General features: G+C 43.4%; 18 protein-coding genes. 10 read left to right on the top strand and 8 right to left on the bottom strand.

Features of this window, described 5'->3' with window-relative positions; translation table 11 throughout:
- Positions 1-226 precede the first annotated feature (226 nt).
- Genes ABD692_RS00570 through ABD692_RS00560 form a run of 3 tightly spaced genes read left to right on the top strand, consistent with a single transcriptional unit; the run spans position 227 to position 5465 of the window.
- The gene (locus ABD692_RS00570; protein ID WP_316758609.1) at positions 227-805 is read left to right on the top strand and encodes a TlpA family protein disulfide reductase; all 579 of its coding nucleotides are present in this window, start codon (positions 227-229) and stop codon (positions 803-805) included.
- 19 nt (positions 806-824) lie between these two features.
- Positions 825-4076, top strand: a complete 3252-nt coding sequence (locus tag ABD692_RS00565) for a SusC/RagA family TonB-linked outer membrane protein (RefSeq protein WP_344764113.1) — start codon at positions 825-827, stop codon at positions 4074-4076.
- An 18-nt stretch (positions 4077-4094) separates the two neighbouring features.
- Positions 4095-5465: a RagB/SusD family nutrient uptake outer membrane protein gene (locus ABD692_RS00560; RefSeq protein ID WP_344764111.1), complete on the top strand. Its 1371-nt coding sequence runs from the start codon at positions 4095-4097 to the stop codon at positions 5463-5465.
- Positions 5466-5539: 74 nt separating this feature from the next.
- Here ABD692_RS00560 and ABD692_RS00555 read toward each other — a convergent pair whose 3' ends face one another.
- The 4 genes from ABD692_RS00555 to ABD692_RS00540 form a co-directional block, all read right to left on the bottom strand.
- The gene (locus ABD692_RS00555; RefSeq protein WP_344764109.1) at positions 5540-5938 is read right to left on the bottom strand and encodes a hypothetical protein; all 399 of its coding nucleotides are present in this window, start codon (positions 5936-5938) and stop codon (positions 5540-5542) included.
- Positions 5939-6044: 106 nt separating this feature from the next.
- The gene (locus ABD692_RS00550) at positions 6045-6506 is read right to left on the bottom strand and encodes a MauE/DoxX family redox-associated membrane protein (protein ID WP_344764107.1); all 462 of its coding nucleotides are present in this window, start codon (positions 6504-6506) and stop codon (positions 6045-6047) included.
- 169 nt (positions 6507-6675) lie between these two features.
- On the bottom strand, positions 6676-7182 hold the full coding sequence (locus tag ABD692_RS00545; protein ID WP_344764105.1) for a hypothetical protein: 507 nt from the start codon (positions 7180-7182) through the stop codon (positions 6676-6678).
- Between the two features lie 148 nt (positions 7183-7330).
- On the bottom strand, positions 7331-8461 hold the full coding sequence (locus ABD692_RS00540; RefSeq protein WP_344764103.1) for a hypothetical protein: 1131 nt from the start codon (positions 8459-8461) through the stop codon (positions 7331-7333).
- Positions 8462-8698: 237 nt separating this feature from the next.
- Here ABD692_RS00540 and ABD692_RS00535 point away from each other — a divergent pair, with 237 nt between their 5' ends.
- Positions 8699-8974, top strand: a complete 276-nt coding sequence (locus tag ABD692_RS00535) for a MerR family transcriptional regulator (RefSeq protein WP_344764101.1) — start codon at positions 8699-8701, stop codon at positions 8972-8974.
- A 224-nt stretch (positions 8975-9198) separates the two neighbouring features.
- Positions 9199-9477: a MerR family transcriptional regulator gene (locus tag ABD692_RS00530; RefSeq protein WP_344764099.1), complete on the top strand. Its 279-nt coding sequence runs from the start codon at positions 9199-9201 to the stop codon at positions 9475-9477.
- A gap of 40 nt (positions 9478-9517) precedes the next feature.
- Here ABD692_RS00530 and ABD692_RS00525 read toward each other — a convergent pair whose 3' ends face one another.
- From ABD692_RS00525 to ABD692_RS00510, 4 genes are read right to left on the bottom strand one after another with little or no spacing between them, the layout of a single operon-like run.
- The gene (locus tag ABD692_RS00525) at positions 9518-10135 is read right to left on the bottom strand and encodes a response regulator transcription factor (RefSeq protein ID WP_344764097.1); all 618 of its coding nucleotides are present in this window, start codon (positions 10133-10135) and stop codon (positions 9518-9520) included.
- Positions 10132-10860 (bottom strand): sensor histidine kinase, encoded by a 729-nt coding sequence (locus tag ABD692_RS00520; protein ID WP_344764096.1) that lies wholly within the window; start codon positions 10858-10860, stop codon positions 10132-10134. The genes ABD692_RS00525 and ABD692_RS00520 overlap by 4 nt, the downstream gene beginning before the upstream one ends.
- A 26-nt stretch (positions 10861-10886) precedes the next feature.
- Complete coding sequence (locus ABD692_RS00515) at positions 10887-11537, bottom strand: hypothetical protein (protein ID WP_316758629.1); 651 nt, start codon at positions 11535-11537, stop codon at positions 10887-10889.
- 4 nt (positions 11538-11541) lie between these two features.
- The gene (locus ABD692_RS00510) at positions 11542-12021 is read right to left on the bottom strand and encodes a hypothetical protein (RefSeq protein ID WP_316758631.1); all 480 of its coding nucleotides are present in this window, start codon (positions 12019-12021) and stop codon (positions 11542-11544) included.
- Between the two features lie 241 nt (positions 12022-12262).
- On the opposite strand from ABD692_RS00510, the gene ABD692_RS00505 reads away from it, so the two are divergent.
- From ABD692_RS00505 to ABD692_RS00485, 5 genes are all read left to right on the top strand, one after another.
- A complete protein-coding gene (locus ABD692_RS00505) occupies positions 12263-12766 on the top strand; it encodes a hypothetical protein (protein WP_344764093.1) in 504 nt (167 codons plus the stop codon).
- Positions 12763-13146: a hypothetical protein gene (locus ABD692_RS00500; RefSeq protein ID WP_344764091.1), complete on the top strand. Its 384-nt coding sequence runs from the start codon at positions 12763-12765 to the stop codon at positions 13144-13146. Before ABD692_RS00505 ends, ABD692_RS00500 begins: the two co-directional genes overlap by 4 nt.
- Positions 13143-14195 (top strand): hypothetical protein, encoded by a 1053-nt coding sequence (locus ABD692_RS00495; RefSeq protein WP_344764089.1) that lies wholly within the window; start codon positions 13143-13145, stop codon positions 14193-14195. The genes ABD692_RS00500 and ABD692_RS00495 overlap by 4 nt, the downstream gene beginning before the upstream one ends.
- A 148-nt stretch (positions 14196-14343) precedes the next feature.
- Positions 14344-15777, top strand: a complete 1434-nt coding sequence (locus ABD692_RS00490; protein WP_344764087.1) for a Dyp-type peroxidase — start codon at positions 14344-14346, stop codon at positions 15775-15777.
- Between the two features lie 361 nt (positions 15778-16138).
- Positions 16139-18580 carry a hypothetical protein gene (locus tag ABD692_RS00485; RefSeq protein ID WP_344764085.1) on the top strand — a complete coding sequence of 814 codons (2442 nt, stop codon included), beginning with the start codon at positions 16139-16141 and terminating at the stop codon, positions 18578-18580.
- Positions 18581-18985: the final 405 nt, after the last annotated feature.

The following is an 18985-nucleotide window of genomic DNA, read 5'->3' as shown; positions in this document are numbered from 1 at the left end:
TGGTTTCCCGAATTTTCTCTGTTTCCTTCCTCTGGCTCCGCGAATTTGTCCTTTCGACAGGTTGTATGCCTTGAAGCCTAAAAATCCTGTTTAATTTTTTCCTGTGACGACGGGGCGGTTATATCTGAATTGTAAATTGGGTATAGGTTCGGCTGTCCCGTTGTTTTTTACTTTGCTCATTTGATCTGGATGGGCTTTATTTTTTTAATCAACTAACTAAATTTTTATGAAAAAATCGATGATCTTGATCGTCATGGCTGTGCTTTGCCTTTTTTTAGGTGTTTCTGCGCAGGGTCTGAAACCATTAGCTAAAAATATTGATGAACTTAAACCACTTAACATTGGTGAAAAGGTGCCTGATCTGGAATTTGATCAGGCGCTGAATATGCCTGGTGGTAAACTCCGGTTTTCTGATTTTAAGGGGAAAGCATTAATCCTGGATTTTTGGGGTACCTGGTGCGGGGCCTGCCTGAAGGCGATTCCGCATGCGCAGGAGGTTCAGGATAAGTATGGCAAAAATGTGCAGGTTTTATTGATTAATGATTCGGCAACGGATTCGCTGCATATTGTGAGGGAATTTCTGGAGAAAAGGAAAAGGGAGAATCAGGAGATCAGGTTGCCGGTGATATTCACGCATTCCAAGGTGACCAGAAAACTTTTCCCGCACAGGCACTATCCGCACTATGTGTGGATTTCTGCGGATGGCCGTATCAAGGCAATTACCAGGGCGGAACAACTGGAGGAGGAGAGTATTGAGCGGTTGATTGCGGGTCTTGACATTCACATTCCAGTTAAGCAGCCGTAATATGAGATATACAAATGTAATGGAAAAGGGCAGGAGGCTGCTGATCCTTGTTTTAGCGAGTATAATCATTCTTGTTTTGTCGACTTTGACGGCCTTTAGCCAGGTTAAGGGTGAAAAGCCGGTATCTGGAAAACTCAAAGGGACGATTCTCCTGGCTGATTATGGAGATAAGGGATTATCTGAGGTTAGGGCAAGCGGGGGAATGACCGGTACAGATTCCGCGGGGCGCTTTGTGGTGAACATTAAAAAATTTCCGGATACGGTCCGCATTAGTTCTACTGGTTATGTGCCGACAACGAGAATCATTAAAAGTCTGGCAGACCTGGACAGGGCGTTTTCGGTAAAGCTGGTTCCTGTATTGTACGATCTGGGTATTGTTGATATCAATACCGGTTACCAGAGGGTTAAGGCGAATGAAATCAATGGAACGGTTTCGGTGATTGATAAAAAGATGCTCAATGAGCGGACAGGGACGAATATTCTGGACAGGATACTGGGACAGAGTTCGGGTGTCCTGTTAAATGTTGGTAAAACCAGTGGCAACCCGCAGAACAAAACAGGTGTTTCCATCAGGGGGCTGGGTACCATTAATGGCCCGCTGGACCCGCTGATTGTGCTTGATGGTTTTATCTATGAGGGTGATATCAGTAACATCAACCCTTTTGATATCGAAAGTGTGTCCATCCTTAAGGATGCTGCTGCCTCATCGATTTATGGCGCAAGGGCGGGGAACGGGGTAATTGTTTTAACCTCGGTCAAAGGGAAGAATAATCAGAAGCTTATCGTGTCTTTCAATGCGAACTCGACGATCCGCGCCTTACCTGATTTATACAGCTATAAGCAGATGGACGCTTCTGATTATGTAGATGTGGAGGAGTTTTTGTTTGATAAGGGATATTTCGACAGCAGGATTAATACGCCATATTTGGCGCTGACCCCTGCGGTTGAGATTCTGCTCGCCCGGCGCAAGGGAAGTCTTAGTGCTGCGCAGGCTGTTTCGCAGCTGGATGCGCTGAAGCAAGTCGATGCCAGGAAAAGTTACCTGGACGAATTTTACCGCCATGCCCTGACGCAGCAGTATGGACTGAACCTTCGGGGTGGTGGAGAAATCCATAACTATTATCTTTCCGGGACTTATGATGATGTTAAGGGGGAAACGAAAAATTCCTCAACAAGGGTTAACCTGATTTTGAACCAGGATTACCGGATTTCGAAGAGGTTAAAGGCGATTACCAGTTTACGTTTATCTTCTTTGTCTACCAGTTCAGGTGCGCCTGCCTATAATTCGATAACAAGTGGTGGCCGTCTTCCGAGCTATCTTTCTTTCAGGAATGCGGACGGTACTCCGTTGCCGGTTGCTTTTGGCTACCGCGGTGCTTATACGGATACCGCGGGAATGGGGAAATTGCTGGACTGGAAATACTATCCGGCCGAGGATTATAAGCATACTACGGTATCCAGGCAGCAAAAGGAAATATTTGGTTCACTGGCTTTAAATTATAAAATCCTTTCGTTTTTAAGCGCGGATTTAAGTTACCAGTATCAGTTTCAGGATGGCAACTCCAGAACACATGCTGATGTCCAGGGGTATCAGGCCAGGAACCTTATCAACAGCTTCAGCCAGATCAACCGTTCGACTGGCGCAATCCGGTATGTTGTGCCCAATGGAGGGAGTCTTTCCACTTCGCGAGATGAGGTCAGCTCACAGACGGCCCGACTGCAGTTTGACTTAAACAAGAATATCGGTGTACATTCCATTAATGCGATAGCTGGTTTTGAGGGGCGGCAGGTGGAAACATTGGGAAGTGGAAATGTTGTTTACGGTTATCAGCCTGATCCGCTGACTTTTGGGAATGTGGATTTTACAACAGGATATCCTAATTTTTTAACGGGCAGTACCGCGTTGATTCCGTCTTCTGCGAATTCCCTAACGAGTACAAAATACCGTTTTCTGAGTTTTTACGGGAATGCATCCTATACTTTTAGAGGTAAATACAGGCTTTCGGGTAGCCTGCGCAGGGATGGTTCGAATATTTTTGGTGCTAATACAAATGATAAATGGAACCCGCTCTGGTCAGCAGGGCTTGGCTGGTCCCTTTCGGATGAAAGCTTTTACCATATTGACTGGCTGCCGGTGCTGAACCTGACGGGAACTTTTGGGTATAGTGGTAACGTGGATCTATCCAGGACGGCATCAGCTGTTGCGTTATATAGTACCAATACGGTTACCGGGCTGCCATATGCAAGGGTAAGGACCATTAACAATCCGGATTTGAGGTGGGAGCAGCTTTCCCAACTGAACTTCAAGGTTGATTTCGCATCGAGGGAGAACCGCCTGCGCGGAACGGTAGGTTATTTCCGTAAACGTGGTACGGATTTATATGCTCCGGCTGCATTCGATTATACCGCCTGGGGCGGGGCTGCAACGATTGTGAAAAACGTTGCTGATATGGAAGGTTATGGTATTGATGCGGAGTTGCACTCGGTCAATCTTAAAGGTGCTAAGTTCGGGTGGAATACAAATTTTTATTTCAATTATAACAGGAACAAAACATTGAAATATTATAGCCAGTCATCTACAGCGGCGATGTACAATCTGGTTAACAGCGGGACTGGTATAAGTCCGATCGTTGGCATGCCCCTTTATGCTGTGGCTGCATACAGATTCGGGGGTTTGGATGGTAGCGGGAATCCGCAGGGTTTTGTCAATGGAAAGCTGAGTACGGATTATAACGCGATCTTTGCCGAAGCGAGCAGTTCAGGGAATAATATCGAGTTTATGGGACCTACAAGCCCGGTTTACTTTGGATCACTAGTCAACTCATTCCGGTACGGGAATTTTAGCCTGTCCTTTAACTTAAGTTATAAGTTTGGCTACTATACCACCAAATCCTCAATCAGCTATAATTCGCTGGTAAATTCGGGAATTGGGCATGGGGATTATGCCAGCCGGTGGCAGAAGCCAGGTGATGAGCGGATCACAAATATTCCTTCTTTCGTTTATCCGTTAAACAGTTTGCGGGATACCTTCTTTGGTGGGTCTACCGAAAACGTGATTAAAGCTGACCACCTCAGGCTTGATTATGTAAACCTGACTTATCGCCTGAATACTTCGAAATGGAACTTTCCTTTCCGGAGCCTGGATGTGTTTTTGAACGCTTCTGATCTGGGGGTGTTGTGGCGGGCTAATAAGCTTGGTCTTGACCCGGATTATCCCAGAACCTGGGGTATCAGTAAAGGTTACACGATTGGTGTTCGGGGCAGTTTATAATTTAAATGTTTAGTAGTTATGAAAATAAAAATTTTAATGCTTATTGCGGGCATTGCCGTTTTATTAATAAGCAATCTTTCCTGTAAGAAATATCTGGAATTGAAATCTGATGCCAGGCTGGTCGTGCCGGAAACTTTAAATGATTTTCAGGGTATCCTGGATGATGCTGCACTGATGAATTTTTTGCGGAGCCCTTCATTTGGCGAGACCTCATCTGATGACTATTTCTGGCCTGAAGCAACCATTAACGCTGCTTCTGATCTCACCAGGGACACATACTTCTGGAGGAAAGTAGATTACCGGTATCAGAATGACTGGTCTGAGGCTTATCTGGCGATATATAATACAAACCTATGTTTGGAAGGACTTGGTGGTGTGGAGAGAATCCCGGCTAATAGTAAAGTCTGGGATAATATTAAAGGTTCGGCATTGTTTTACCGGAGCTTTTACTTCTTTGCGCTGACCATGCAGTTTGGTAAAGCCTATGATGTGAATACCTCTGGGCTGGATTTAGGGATTGTGCTTCGTCTTCAGAGTGACTTTAATGTCCCTTCGACCCGGTCGAGTGTACAGGCCTGTCTGGAAAGGGTGATAAGTGATGCTGCTGATGCGGTACAGTACCTGCCGGAGTTGCCATTGAACACAACCAGACCTTCAAAGGCGGCCGCATACGCATTACTTTCCAGGGTGTACCTTTATATGCGGGATTATCCGAACGCGCTAAAGTTTTCTGGTGAGTGTCTGAAATTGCAGGCTTCATTAATGGATTTCAATGGTGATCCTGATGTTTTGGGGCTGGATATCACTGTTCCTTTCAGGAGATTTAACAAGGAAACTATATTTTATGCGGAAATGTTTCCGGGTATGGGTTTACACGCACCCAGCTTGGCCAGGGTTGATTCTACCTTATATTCAAGTTACAACGTGAATGACTTAAGGAGGCGTGCTTATTTCAGGGTTAACGGGGGTAACCAGGTTTTCAAAGGGAGTTATGCTTCCAATGCATTTACCTTGTTTAGTGGATTAGCCGTCGATGAAATCTACCTGACCCGTGCCGAATCACGTGCATGGACAGGAGATATCCCAGGAGCCATGGCAGACCTTAATTTACTGCTTAAAACGCGTTGGAGAAACGCCGTCACTTATATTCCTCTTACGGCAACGAGCAGGGAGGAAGCGCTTTTGAAAGTCAGGACGGAAAGAAGGAAAGAACTGCTGATGCGTAATCTGCGCTGGGCCGATATCAAACGGCTCAATAAGGAGGGGGCAAATATTATTCCTGCCCGTTTCTACAAGGGGCAGTTTTACAGGCTTGAGGTAGATGCTCCATATTACGCCTTGCCCTTGCCAGTTGATATTATTGAGCAGAGTGGCATACCGCAGAATTAAATAGGATTGAAATAGGTTTTTGAGGCAAGAAGGCAAGGCTGGATAGCCTTGCCCTTGTTATCAACCGCCTGTAACTACGGTTTGGTATTATTTTCTTTAGCCATGTTGGGATCTGCAGACCCGGTGATATATGCTGAAGAAGTTGATGTGTTGTAAGCTGCAACCAGGTTTGCACTTGATTTCAATGTTGGTGCTGGAGATGACGGGTTATCGACGAAGCTCAGGTCAATGTCAATTCTGCAGGCGACCTGGTTGGTTTGATCACACAAGTCTTCGGAAGGAACTGTGCTCCAGTTGGCCTCGTCTTCAACCTGGGCTTGTGTATAGGTTGAGGGACCGTGGTAATAAAATGTTCTGGTATCGAAGCTTTTCCCGGTTTGTTTTTCGACATACTTAAAGGCGGACTGAGAAAAAACAATTGCCAATCCGAATACTAAGGCTAGTAAGCCTGATTTAATTTTTAAATTTTTCATATTGTTGGTTGCTTTTTACCTTGAAAAAGCAAGCGAAAAAGTTTAGTTTAAGGTATTTTTGTTATTTATCTTTAGCCGGCAAATACTGTTCTTCAATGCGGGCCATTTATATTTTCTCTGTTCCGTTTCCTCCTTTCTTTATATTGATTTTATAGAGCGCAAATCCGTTGATGGTCAGGAATACGACATTAAAAATGAGGTGGTTTTTCCAGCTCAAAAATTTCAGGACTCCTCCGCAACTGCAGGGTACTTTTGTATAATAACCGGTAAGAACAAGTAAGACGTAAGCTGTGAAAGCTGTCAGCATCCCTGCGGATAACCATAGTCCTGTACGTAAGGTCTTTCTCATCAGCAGTAACAGGGCGGTTAAAATTTCAACGCCTGGAAGCAGGAACAGTAAGGAGTTATTAACCTTAGTCCCAAATGGCTGAAGGGATAACTGGCGCTTAAAATCTTCCAGGTCCATAAGTTTTGATCCCGCTGTATATATCCAGAGGATGATCAGTGCATTGATGATGAACGGAATCCAGTATTCCTTTTGGTGATCTTTTCTGAATATGCTTTCCATGAAGCAAATTTGAGAGCTGGACATTTCCCGCAGGGCGGATGTATCGGAGGAAAGATGGGGTTATAGGGTTCCTGTCGCTCGTCTGCGGGAAATTGACCTTGTTTTAGGATTTACTTACGGTATGTGCTTAACGTATGGGGATGTACACCCACTGCTGCGGAAATATCATTTACCGAGGCGATCTGAAATAACTTTGGCTGGATTTTAAAAGATTGGTTAATCGCTGGTTACCCTCCTCGAACCTGAGGTTAAACAAGAAAGTCCATATTTCTGCCATCTGGTTTTGGTGCAGTCTTTTCATTAATTGATGGTACTCGGGGAAAAGTTTATAAAGATTATATTCGTGTTTTAGCGGGAGCGTCTTGAGCAGACAAGCCTCGATTGTTGTGGTGGTTTTCAGATAATCATTTGTATCAAGTTCGCCGATGCCTGGTAGAAGGGAATTTTCAAATTGAAACCTGACCAGGTGTTGCCCGGGTTCCTTGAGCCCGTCTATTTGTGTTTTGATGGTTCCCTGGACTAAATAGACCAGCGGATTGTCCACGAAAAAATCTTCAGCGATCAACTGGTTTTTTTCGAACCAGAATTCCTTTAAAGCGACGTCCATGTAGGCCATTAGGCCAGAGCTAACCGGAAATATTTTTTCCAGGTAATTGTAAATAAGGTTGTTGTTCATTTCTTTTTTTAGCGTAAAGAAAGCTTTCCTGCTCCCTTTGTCAAGTGGCTAAAACGGCCACCGCTGACCACCATTATGGTGCTGCAAAAGATTTGATTATGGTTTAGGTTGATGTATCTATTACCTGTTAATTCATTCTGAATTCTATTCAGTAACGCTCACGTGCTATGGCAAGCATCTTGGCCAATTTTTCCATGACCTTTTTAATATCTTCAGCATGGTGGAGATAGTAGGCATTCTTAAAGCTTTTTTCAGATATTCCGCTTTTCTCCTGGGTATCGAGATGGGTAATTGCATATTGATGGATTTTTTTTGCGCGCTGTTCTGTGATTATGCCGCATTCCACGTTCAGGTAGATGTAAAATGCCAGTTGTCTCACGGTTAGTGAAACCTTATAGTTCGCATCCAGTAGCCCGGAGTTTACCCATTCTGTGGTTATCAGCTCCATTTCTTTTAAGAACAGGCGCTCGGATTCCAGATATCCGAGGATTGATTCAGACAGCGGGGGATGCAGCAGGGTGTACTGACTGGTTTGTCTGGATACATTTTGCCTGCTTTCTTTTTTTAGGATCAGCAGTGCCTTGTATTTTTCGGAAATTTCCGGCGCACTTTCTAAATCCGCCTGCATCCGTACTTTGAGGTATTCGAAAAACTGTGGCTTATTGAAGTTATGGGCCGACAGCAGATTTACGATTGCCTGCTCGGAATCCAGATTATCGAGTTTGTTAAGGATTTGATCAGAAATTGCATGGATGTATCTCAGATCCCCATAGGTGAAATCCGCCCGGTCCGATAAATTTACAGCATCCAGGATTATATTCCGCAGTTGCAGACTGATCTGTTTTTCTCTGAGCTTTTTATCAATTAGTTCTGCGAGGGCTTGCTGCGACTTTTGTTCTTTTAATAAACAGGTTGCCGATATGGCCGCATTGAAATCAAATTCGAGCGGGAAATTATAATTTATAAAATCGAGAAGTTCATCCAGCATCCCTGGTAACTGCAGTTCAGCCATAAGCTGCTGATGGTCTGCCTGCAGTGATTTTAGGAATTCGAACCCTGTTTCAACCGCTGACAGAAGCCGGGCCAGACTGTGCTGCTGAAAACGGATGAATGAGGCCAGGGATACTTCCTGGTAGGGTGAAAAAAACAGATATACCTTTTTTAACCTTTCGGATTCAGCCATCAACTCTTTAATAAGGCTTTGCTTTTGCTTGTTGTTTTGCTGTCTGGCTGATTGTTGAGTGCAAAGATTCCAGAGATATTCCAGTTCAAAATTCATGGTGATGATTTTAGCGTCACATTGAATTTAACGGGCAAAAAAATAGTGTCAAAAACAATTACACCAGCGATATTTCCTGAAGGATGAAAACGGTGGTTTATGGTGACAAAGATTACTATCCATTGTTTGCAATGAGCTTGGGTGGCAAAAAAAGCCACCTAAGTGAAACTTGACAAAAACGCATCTGGAGGCTTTTTTTGTATAATTCATTTCTTTATTAATCTTAAATCCTTTTTTATGAATAAGATTGACTCGCTACTGGATATCCTCCGCAAGATTTACGAAATTCTCAGGTACTTACAACATCAGCAGTCGATTGAGGAAAGCCCTGGGGATTCTCTCCATATGACCAGGCAGGAAGTTAAGGACTATCTAAAGATCAGTGAAAGTACTTATAAAAGAAAGGTGAAACAAGGTGTACTGACTCCGCTTAAAATGCCTGGGGGTGACCGGTTTTACCGGTATCAACTGGAAGATGAACTCAAGGAAAGTGTTCGCCGTGGACGGATCTGATATTTTTTTTTCTGGCGATGAGCCTGGATAGCTCACCTTTAGCCCGTTTTGGTTCAAAATAGTACCGTTGAAATTTGTTCCGTTAGCTTTGACTGTGATAAATAAATTAATTATGGTACAGGAATTTGGCAGCAGGTTGCTCAGGCAGCTGGAAAATGAAATGGCACTGGTTATCTCTCTGGATTTGCAATCTGGCCTTTTGTTAAAACTTAAGTTCATTGCTTATGAATAAGATTGATTCACTTTTGGATATTTTGTCTAAGATATATCAGGTTCTGGTTCTCGTTTATAACAGTAAATATCATGGTGATCTGGTCTTTGATGAGGATCCGCAGATGGATCGCCAGAAGGTAAAGGATTATCTTGGGATTAGTGAGAGCACTTATAAAAGAAAGGTTAAAGAGGGTAAGCTGAAACCGCTTAAGCTTCCAGGCGGGGATAAATTTTATAAAAGTGAGTTGTTGGCTGAATTTAAAGAGAGTAAAAGAAGGGGGAGGGTTTGAGTTTTTAATATTTTATTTTGAATGAAAGTCCATTTACAGGTTAATGTAACATCTGTTGATTTATGGCGAAGGAGGTGAGTTGGCTGACGGTATTGATTCCGGTTTTGCGGAAAATGTTTTTGCGATGGGTTTTCACCGTGTGTTCAGAGAGAAATAGTTTATCTGCGATTTCGGCGCTGGTCATCCCGTTTACGACCATCCTGATGATTTCAATTTCCCGCTCGCTTAAGTTATATACAGGGTGATCATTTGGTTTGCTGAATTCTTTTATGGTATCGAAATAGGATTTATCTGCACTAACCCGGTTTATTGCTTCAATCAGGTCGATGCTCCCTCGGCTTTTCAGTAAACATCCGTCTGCGCCGGCTGTGATGAGCTGGTCGATATAGGATTTCTCGGGAAACATGGTGAGTACGATTACTTTGGTTTTGGGATGGTGTTTTTTTACCCATTCGGTGCACTGGATGCCGTTCATCTTTGGCATGTTTATGTCCATTATTATGACATCCGCCGGGCGGTTGTTCATCAGGGCCATGATTTCTTCACCGTTTGAGGCTGTTCCTAAAATGTTTAGATGGGTATGTGCACGAAGGATCTCCTTTAATCCCTCGACCATCATCACGTGGTCATCGGCCAGATATAAATTTATTGATTTCATAATTTAAGTTCGATAATAAATGTACTGCCGTGTTGGGAAGAATCTACGGTAAGTTTTGCTTGTATCGCATCGCTCCGTTTGCGGATATTATCCAGGCCCATACCTGGGGGGACCTGGTCGATGTGGAAACCTTTTCCATTGTCTTCGTAGATCAGGGTAAGCTCGTTTTCGATATCAGCGAGTTCTATTCTGACCTGCGTGGCAGCGGCATGTTTTAGGGTGTTGGTAAAAAGTTCCTGGATGATCCGGTATAAATTTATCGAAACGACTTCTTCAATAGGTGATTTAAGTTCTATTAAGGGAGTTACTTTTAGCTTGTCCATCGCATTTATAGATTCACATAATTGCTCCAGGGCGACCCTGAGCCCAAAGCCGGATAGGGTTTTGAGGTCAAGTTCATAGGCAAGTTTCCTCGTTTCACTGATTAACTGCGTACTTACCTGGTTTACCCTCACACATAGCCTTTTGATCTGTCCGATTTCAGTTTCTTTAGCCGCCAGGTCGCTGAATATGTGTAGGGTGGAGATCAGCCCTCCAATGTTATCATGCATTTCTGCAGCGATTCTTTTGCGCTCCTTTTCTTGTCCTTCGATCACCGCATACGCGGATTTCAGCTCATTTCGGTGCATGAGCTCTTCGATTGCTTTGTACTGGCTATTGCGCAAGGTTAGTTTACGCTGGTAGATGTAGACAAACCAGATGATAACGCTGATCATCAGCAGCATGACTGAGGTCCCCAATATGAAGTAGCTTACCTGCGACATAGGGGGCTTGACAGGTAAAATCCATAACTGATGATCAGATTTTTAATCAGGTTGCTCAGGCACTGAAATATCCAGGCATTATTAAAAAAACCTTCTGGTTTGCCTGAAAGTATGTCTGTTCCCATCAGATAGGTGAACAGGGATCCGGAGGCGTAAATCAGCCAGCCGCAGGTAATGATGAACTGGGGCATCTTCTTGAGTGTAATGTTATCTTCGTTTTTATAAATCTGATAGAAGAAGGATAATCCCATAAACAGGATGATTAGCACGGTAAGGGTCCAGGTATTGGAGTTGAACTGGGCATCCAGGTTTTGCAGCATCGTATTGGCTGCATAAATACAAAACAGGGTTGCCAAAAGTATTGGATTTGGTTTTGAAGCACTGCTCTGGCGGTAAAAGATATACACGGCGGCTACTTCCATAAATGCTAGCAAATGGTAAAGTGGCATGTTGTGGATGTTCTGGATGGCCGTTATCAGGGTGATGAGTTTAAGGACACCTGAAAAGGTAAAAAACAAGCCCAATATTAAATAGGGCTTGTTATGATTTCCCCATTTAAGCCATATCAATGCAGGCATAATCTCGGAGATATCCGAGAGGTTGGAAACTGCAAAGCTGATATCCTTAAATGAGGTCATTGGCTTATTGGTTCAGGAAGCTATCTTCGCCGCACTGGTTTGGGCATGGTCTGGATCCCGATAGGATTTCATCTCCCCTTAGGCTTATGTTATGTTTGTCCTTTCCATTGTCGAGCACTGGCATCAAAATCAGGTCCCTGAACTCCCCGTTTTGTGGTTTAAGCGGGAAATCGGGGTCATGTCTCTCTGAGATACCGTAATAGCATTTTATGGCGGCGATTTTTGGGTCCTTGTCGCCTTGCTTTGAATTGTAGATATCGATTTCCAGCAACACCTTTTTCAAGTTATTGATTCCAAATACGTGGCCGAAAATGTGGCTCTGTTCATTTGTAGCGGGGGTAGATGGATCCGACAGGTACTTCCCAAGGGATATGGCTGCAGCTTCTACGGTGATGAACTCTCCGGCATTGGCCAGGTTTACTTTCATTTTATCACAGGTGACTGTAACGAATTCTGGTGAGTTTGTGGTTTTGGTTTCTGACATGGTCATTTTTTTTGATGGTTATTAAAGATTGATTATAACAAATTTCAATACTCTCTACCATCGAAACCATACCACCCAAGGGGTATTTTCTTTTGGTCTGATTAAGGGATGGAGGGCTGTTAACTTACTAGTATATAAACTTATATAATTTTTATCAATACCCCAAACGTAATGCAAAATACCGCTACAGGGGTATTGATAAGGGAGGGCTGAGCAGGCAATTTTGATTAAAAAAATGATTATGGACCCTGTTATTTCTCTTATCACTCTGATTATGGCTATTAGCCTTGCGGGTGAGCGGCTGGTCACGCTGTTAAAGACCATGATTCCCTGGCTGGCCGATGATCCCAATGCACAAAAGTCCTCGACGGAAAGGCCGGAGATTTGGCGTAAATCGGTTGTGATGCTGCTGGCTTTTCTTTCCTGCTGGCTGACGGCTGAGCTGGTGAAAGAAAGCGTTGAGGCCTCATCCAAATCGGAGTTTTCCAAATTGCCTGCTGTTTTCCTCGGGCTCCTGGCTAGTGGGGGATCGGCATTTTGGACGAGTCTTTTGGGTTATACCAAAGCGGTTCGGGATATTAAGGTTCAACAAAACCAGCAGGAGCAAATCAATACCCTTCAACAGAAATCTTCTTCTACTGCTTTTCAGGTGCAGAGGCGTGCCAGCCAGGTCATGAGCCGCTTGTCAGGTTTAAAATCTCCCTTGTTTTCTGATACAACGACCTCTTTAATCAACAGGATATGAGCACTACAGCAATAGTATTGAATGGCAAAAATGGAAATGTAACGGCCAGGATTACCTGTCCTAGGTCTCCTCAGGTTTACCTGGGCATGGTATGGCGGTATAATTCCGATGAATCCCCCGATATTAAATCAGGGAATTATACCAATGATGAGCCAGATGTGCCGCTGGGTAAAGCAGCTGAACTGGACGGTAAGCTTTTTCTAATCGAAGGGGTTATCATTAACCATAATGATCCGCTGCCTTCTCCTTATGAAATTGAGGTTACTATTCTTCAGGATGGTCGGATGCTCAAAAATGAAGTGCCTTCAGATGGGGGCAAAGGAAGTCTTTTGGATAAGGATATTGCTTTTGTATACCATTTTAAACTGAGCACTACATGAAAAAGTTGATTTTCCTGTCCGTTTTATTTTTTAGTCTTTCTTTTCAGGTTTCGCTTGCTCAGGAAAAGGTGATTAAAGAGATGCTTACGCGCATCAATTATGGGGTGGCCTCCTCGCCGGCATTGGAGCTCTTACCTGGAAAGGTAAGTGAGGTTACGCACCTGACCAGTGCGCATGACCTGTATGCTAATTTCGGAACTTTTATTTCGGGAAAAAGGCTGAAGTCTGATCTGGCCGTTGATGCACGGCCTTTTGCTTTTGCTTCAGGTTCACTGGGGGATTATCAGAATAACTATTTCAAGCGGCTGCTCTGGAGGACTTCGTTTTCTTTGGGTTCCTCGCCTGGTAGTGATCATGCCCAGGATGTGTTTTTAGCGGCAGGACTTCGATTTACGCTTATAGACAAGGCTGACCCAAGGACCAACCGGGCTTATATCGACGAACTTAGAAATGCTTATTTAAAAGCTTTGGGAAAGGTTCAGCCAAGGTTCGGGGAAACAGCTGCTGATTTCCAAAAAAGGCTTGATGCAGCAGCAGCTGATTCAACAGTGGTGGCGGTAAGGGAAAGTTTTACCGATCGGTTCTGGAACGCTTCGCGCTTGGATTTAGGCTTCGGGGCATCCGCTTTAGCTGCAAATGGCTTTTTGAAAAAAGATAGTCTTTTTAAAGACAGGGTGGGACTTTGGTCGGCCTATTCTACTAAGCTTTGGAAGCAGGGGCAGCTGGTTGTAAGCGCTCAGACGGCGATGGTGAGCCATAAATCGGATACAACTGAGCGTAGCCGGAACGTGATTGGAGCCAGGGCCAGGTATTTTAATAAGCGGGGGTTTGCCATCTCTGGTGAATATGCGCATATCTTTTCTAACTACAGGCAAAAGAGCTTCAATGAAAACTGGGGACACCTGGCGCTGGTGGCTGAATTTAAGATCCCAAAACTTGGGGGCTGGGCGGGCTTTGCCTATGGCGGGGATATGCCGCACAGAAGCGAAAACGGGGCAAAGTTTGCTTTTCGTTATGCGGTTTACACCGATCAGCTGATTAAAAAATAAGGTCATAATAATCCTGGATTGACTGTTTGTTTTATCCGGTGTTGATTTTAGATACATTGAAGGAACCAGGCCGAAAATCCTTAAGAAAATAGTAGGCTGCCCGGATGCCGAAAAGGGTAAGCAAGAGTAGGCGCAAAACTAAATTAAAATGAATCTGGAACAATCTTCTGGGATCTCTTTGGATGATCCGAAATTCGATCGCCTGCTGAGTAATTTGCAGGCCAATATCTTAAAGTTTCATGGTAGAAATTTTGCTTATCACCTATTTTTTAAATTCCAGGAGGAAAGGGGGACACTCGCCCGAAAATGGATTTCAAATTTTGCCTCTTCTTCTATAACCAGTGCTAAGCGGCAGTTAACGGATGCCAGGGATTTTAAATGCGGTAAGCTTGGTGATGGTGGACCGGTGTTTACCTTATCGCTCAGTAAATATGGTTTTGAAAAACTGGAGCTCTCAGGTTCTATGCCTGGGGATAAATCTTTTGCTTCCGGGATGAAGGCTAGTGCTGATCTGCTCCATGACAAACCTTCTAGCTGGGAAGCTGGGTTTCAGAAGGAGATTGATATGCTTGTCATAATAGCTGATGATCATGACTTTAATGCGAAAAATGAAACTAACAAACTCATTACTGCTGTTTCGGGCTTTGCCAGTTTAGTTAAAATGCAAAGGGGAAATGTGCTTAAAATGACTACAGGGGTTGGTATCGAGCATTTTGGTTATGCGGATGGAATCAGCCAGCCTATGTATTTATCGGATGAAATAAACGGGCAATCTCAGCCCAGGGCATGGGATGATGAGACTACGCTCGGCAGGGTTTTGGTTGAAGAAAAATCTGAGGAAGCAGGTTTGTTCGGTAGTTACCTGGTATTTAGGAAGCTGGAACAGGATGTGAAAGGTTTTAAGGTGGCGGAGAAAAACAGTATCGGAACTGGAATGGGTTTGCCGAAAGTTGTGAATTCTTCAGGAACGGATGATGATGAATTACCTGGGGCGATGATTGTTGGACGGTTTGAGAACGGCACTCCGGTCACAATGAAAGACGGTGCTTTTCAGCCTGATCCTCATAATCCGACTAATGATTTCTCTTATGAGGATGATCCTGGGCTTAAATGTCCCTTTTACGCGCATGTCAGGCTGATGAATCCCAGAAAGGGCGATCCTGAGGCTGGTCCAGCGGATCTGCTTTTGCACCGCATCACCAGAAGAGGTATGCCATACGATGATTTAGTGCCTCCACGCCTGAATGATCAGGAAGTCCTTGCCATTACCCAAGAAATGCTTGAGGACAGGGATAAACCGTCGGATGGTGTAGGATTGCTTTTTATGTGTTATCAAAGTTCTATCGGGAATGCCTTTGAAGTGTTGCAGGGGTTTTGGTCGCAAGGAAATATTGCGCCATCTCCGGTTAATAAAGGACAGGACAGCATAATCATGCAGGGTACTGAGCAGTCAAGGACGCTTCCTGAGCAATGGGGCAGTGCTAATCAGGGTAACCCTTTTAATTTTAGTGGCTTTGTGAAAATGAAGGGAGGTGAATACTTTTTTACACCAAGTATCCCTTTTTTGAAAAAGCTTGGATAAACTGATATCATTTCTGTTTTATATTTTTCTTGCGGATTCTATTGTTAATAGAATAGAAATGCTTTAGTGATTTCCATTGATTAAAAAGATATAGCAGCGCACATTTTTCAGAGGTTTAAGCTGCTATATCTGACTTCGAACTTGAATTTTCGGGTTTTTTAAGCGTTACCTTATCTTTAGTAGTGCAGTTAGAATCGTATTAATATCCTGTTAATTACGATTGTTACTGGTTGTCAGGTTGCGGACACCATGTTTCAAATATCATTGGGTAATTATGTCATTGTTTTTTTGTTTAAAAATGATAACTTGTTAATTATTTGATGTTTATAAATTAATTTTTTATAAAATCTTAACCCGTCTTATGAGTAAGCGCTCTATACCTAATAACCAGGAGGCTTTTAATCAAGCCCAGGACTTCCAGTCGAATGGTCTTCTTCAGATTATACGCAAAGGCATTTTTCTTATTGGACTAAGCTGGAAACAGCTCAGGATACGGGACTTTGTTGCTGACTTTTTTTCTGTACTGGGAAGTATTGGTTTTGTTTCCGTTCCGGCATTTCTGGTTGGTTTCATTTTTCTTATCCTTCCACAGGGACGTGATACGCTGTTGGTTTTAATAGAGCAAATGCTTTCATCTCCACACAACTGGTGGCCATTTTTTGGGCTTGTCATTGGGGTTTTACTATGGAGTATGGCTTCTGAACTGGCCATACGATATGCAATCAGCATTTCAGATAATTCAGGTATGAACCTGAGCGATGAACGGGTATTGTGGCGAAAAACAGTGCAAAAACTCCTGGCAGGTTCTTTTCTGCTTTGGCCTGGAATATTGGTAATCATAGCATTTTTTGTTACCATGTTTAACGCTGAATATCTTTCCTGGCCAGACAGATTAGTGTACTTTGGTATTTCAATCCTGATCATTATCGGCATGTTGTTCGCCTTGTCGTTTTTGTATTTCCACAAATTTGAACCCCTTGATAAAAAAGGCCCAAGACGCACTAAGCTTGGACACCGTTCCTTACCACCCCAGGAGCAGAAATGGATCAATAAACTCTATGGAATTTATAACAATCATATATTCAGTCTGCCCAAACCGACAAACTTTATTGGCAGATATCGAAAGGAAACTCAAGGCTTAGTTAATTTTTATAAAAGCAGTCCAAAGGGTGATCCTAACGAAATGCCAAAGGATAAAAACGTACTTAGTAAAAATAATCTCATTCCTTTGGAATTTCATCTTGAAAACAGGGATAGAATACAAGATAGCGTTGGCGTATTAAAGTGGGTTTACCGTTTACCTCCTTTTTTGGTCTATCCGGCCTTTCATAAGCAGGTTTACAAAATGGCACTTTCGGCCTTGATCTTGTTGATTATGATCAGCATTATTCCAGCTGAATGGCCAGTTTATGATCATATTGGGGCTGCCGGACTGGTTTGCCTGGCGTTTGCATGTTATACTGGTTTGTATGCAGGATTGTTATTTGTAGACAAGGTCATTCTTCCTCGTTCGCCTATTGGAATTCGTCAGCTTTTATTGATCTGGGTGGTCATTATGTCTTTTATAAATCAGGACCATCCAGTGCGGATCTATGGAAAAAAAGAAAACCGCAATGACATTCGTGTTCACTTCAGCGACTGGTTCGCTGGTTATAAAAAAGATGTAGATCAACGCTTAGGTTATTCACCTGAAAAGTATCCCGTAGTTTTTGTATGTGCTGAGGGTGGGGCATTTCGTACGGGGGCTTATACTGCGCTGTTCTTAACTCAAATGGAGGCTGAACTGATCAGGCGGAATGTTGATTTGAGGCATTCTATATTTGCCATGTCAGGGGTGTCGGGCGGTTCGGTTGGTCTTGGGTTTTACAATGCCGCGGCTTTCAGGTCTAATATTCCTTTCAGGGATACGGTGACGGTTGAGAAGACCAGGAAATTTTTTATGAACGATTCACTTTCCCCGCTCATCGGCAAGATGTTTTTCGGCGAATTCCTGAATTTGTTTTACTGGAAGATGGCCGACAGATTTGATAGAGCGGTGGCGCTTGAGAAATCATGGGAAGGAGCATATGGGAAATTTGTCGACGGCGCACGCAACACTTATGGGGATGAATTTATTTTGCCCGATACCGGGCGTGCTAAACCCGTTCTTTTGATAAACACAACTGAGGTAGAAACTGGGCGGCAATGTTGGGTTTCCGGGGCGAGTCTGCCAACAGCTTTCTTGGCAACCCAACGTGATTTGCTGGCAAATAAAGTTAGCAGTACTCGTTACAGTACTGCTATCAATTTCAGCAGCCGCTTTCCTCTCTTCTCACCTGGAGCAGCAATCAGCTTGGCCCACGGGCATCGCTTGCATTATTTAGACGGAGGCTATGTGGAAAATACCGGAACTGGTGCTATGCTGGAAATTCTGGATGAATTGCGCAGTACCGATGCTTACAAAATGATCAGGCCAGTTGTTATTTCTTTACGGTTCAGTGAAGTGGCTAAAGATACAACTGATCTCAAAGCGCTGAACGAATTAACTGAGATCTTTTTTGGCCTTTACAATACACGGGTTGGACGTAGCGAATGGTCTTCAGCAATGCTGGAGAAAAGGATTAAAGCAGACAGTGGGATTTTTATCAAGGCACCATTATCGCCAGAGGAGAAGAAGATCCCGATGAACTGGGTTTTGTCTGAACAAAGTATGAATCGAATACAGGCTGACATTAAGATCAAACTTCATCCTGATAGCTCCGTTTTCAGGACGTTTTTTCGTAAAGATGTAAGTTATGTACCGCTAAAATTAGTTAGTCACTAAAAATTATTTTTCATATTAATGACCAGACATATAGCCTGTCTTATGTTTCAGCTCCTTTTTGAAGAAAAGAGGTTTCAACGCACAGGTTTTATTGTTATATATTTTACTTTAGATCAGATCAATACCTACCTTGTTATATGCTTCTTGAACTTCATTTCTTGACTCATTCGATAGTTGAGTTGGATATTCACCCGTTTAGAGGTTCTGGAACCCAATGTCACTGAGTCTTTGACACTGATATTTGACAAAGGCCAGGTGTTTGGTTTAGATTTTATCAAATATCTGTCAAATCCATCAGGGGTGATGGATTGCCGATGGAACTGGAATTGTGGAGTGGCGGAATAAAGCTTTAAAGCTGGGTGCTTCACGAACTCAGCAAAGGAAACTACCGCTTAAATCAAAATC

It is taken from the genome of Pedobacter ginsengiterrae, assembly GCF_039537385.1.
Lineage (GTDB): Bacteria > Bacteroidota > Bacteroidia > Sphingobacteriales > Sphingobacteriaceae > Pedobacter > Pedobacter ginsengiterrae.
The sequence above is the reverse complement of the archived record's forward strand: the minus strand, read 5'-3'. Positions and strand labels throughout refer to the sequence as shown.

What these genes read in the sequence shown, in the direction of transcription:
- ABD692_RS00570 (WP_316758609.1), top strand. Translation starts at nt 227, where the DNA reads ATGAAAAAATCGATGATCTTGATCGTCATGGCTGTGCTTTGCCTTTTT.
- ABD692_RS00565 (WP_344764113.1), top strand. Translation starts at nt 825, where the DNA reads ATGGAAAAGGGCAGGAGGCTGCTGATCCTTGTTTTAGCGAGTATAATC.
- ABD692_RS00560 (WP_344764111.1), top strand. Translation starts at nt 4,095, where the DNA reads ATGAAAATAAAAATTTTAATGCTTATTGCGGGCATTGCCGTTTTATTA.
- ABD692_RS00555 (WP_344764109.1), bottom strand. Translation starts at nt 5,938, where the DNA reads ATGAAAAATTTAAAAATTAAATCAGGCTTACTAGCCTTAGTATTCGGA.
- ABD692_RS00550 (WP_344764107.1), bottom strand. Translation starts at nt 6,506, where the DNA reads ATGGAAAGCATATTCAGAAAAGATCACCAAAAGGAATACTGGATTCCG.
- ABD692_RS00545 (WP_344764105.1), bottom strand. Translation starts at nt 7,182, where the DNA reads ATGAACAACAACCTTATTTACAATTACCTGGAAAAAATATTTCCGGTT.
- ABD692_RS00540 (WP_344764103.1), bottom strand. Translation starts at nt 8,461, where the DNA reads ATGAATTTTGAACTGGAATATCTCTGGAATCTTTGCACTCAACAATCA.
- ABD692_RS00535 (WP_344764101.1), top strand. Translation starts at nt 8,699, where the DNA reads ATGAATAAGATTGACTCGCTACTGGATATCCTCCGCAAGATTTACGAA.
- ABD692_RS00530 (WP_344764099.1), top strand. Translation starts at nt 9,199, where the DNA reads ATGAATAAGATTGATTCACTTTTGGATATTTTGTCTAAGATATATCAG.
- ABD692_RS00525 (WP_344764097.1), bottom strand. Translation starts at nt 10,135, where the DNA reads ATGAAATCAATAAATTTATATCTGGCCGATGACCACGTGATGATGGTC.
- ABD692_RS00520 (WP_344764096.1), bottom strand. Translation starts at nt 10,860, where the DNA reads ATGCTGCTGATGATCAGCGTTATCATCTGGTTTGTCTACATCTACCAG.
- ABD692_RS00515 (WP_316758629.1), bottom strand. Translation starts at nt 11,537, where the DNA reads ATGACCTCATTTAAGGATATCAGCTTTGCAGTTTCCAACCTCTCGGAT.
- ABD692_RS00510 (WP_316758631.1), bottom strand. Translation starts at nt 12,021, where the DNA reads ATGTCAGAAACCAAAACCACAAACTCACCAGAATTCGTTACAGTCACC.
- ABD692_RS00505 (WP_344764093.1), top strand. Translation starts at nt 12,263, where the DNA reads ATGGACCCTGTTATTTCTCTTATCACTCTGATTATGGCTATTAGCCTT.
- ABD692_RS00500 (WP_344764091.1), top strand. Translation starts at nt 12,763, where the DNA reads ATGAGCACTACAGCAATAGTATTGAATGGCAAAAATGGAAATGTAACG.
- ABD692_RS00495 (WP_344764089.1), top strand. Translation starts at nt 13,143, where the DNA reads ATGAAAAAGTTGATTTTCCTGTCCGTTTTATTTTTTAGTCTTTCTTTT.
- ABD692_RS00490 (WP_344764087.1), top strand. Translation starts at nt 14,344, where the DNA reads ATGAATCTGGAACAATCTTCTGGGATCTCTTTGGATGATCCGAAATTC.
- ABD692_RS00485 (WP_344764085.1), top strand. Translation starts at nt 16,139, where the DNA reads ATGAGTAAGCGCTCTATACCTAATAACCAGGAGGCTTTTAATCAAGCC.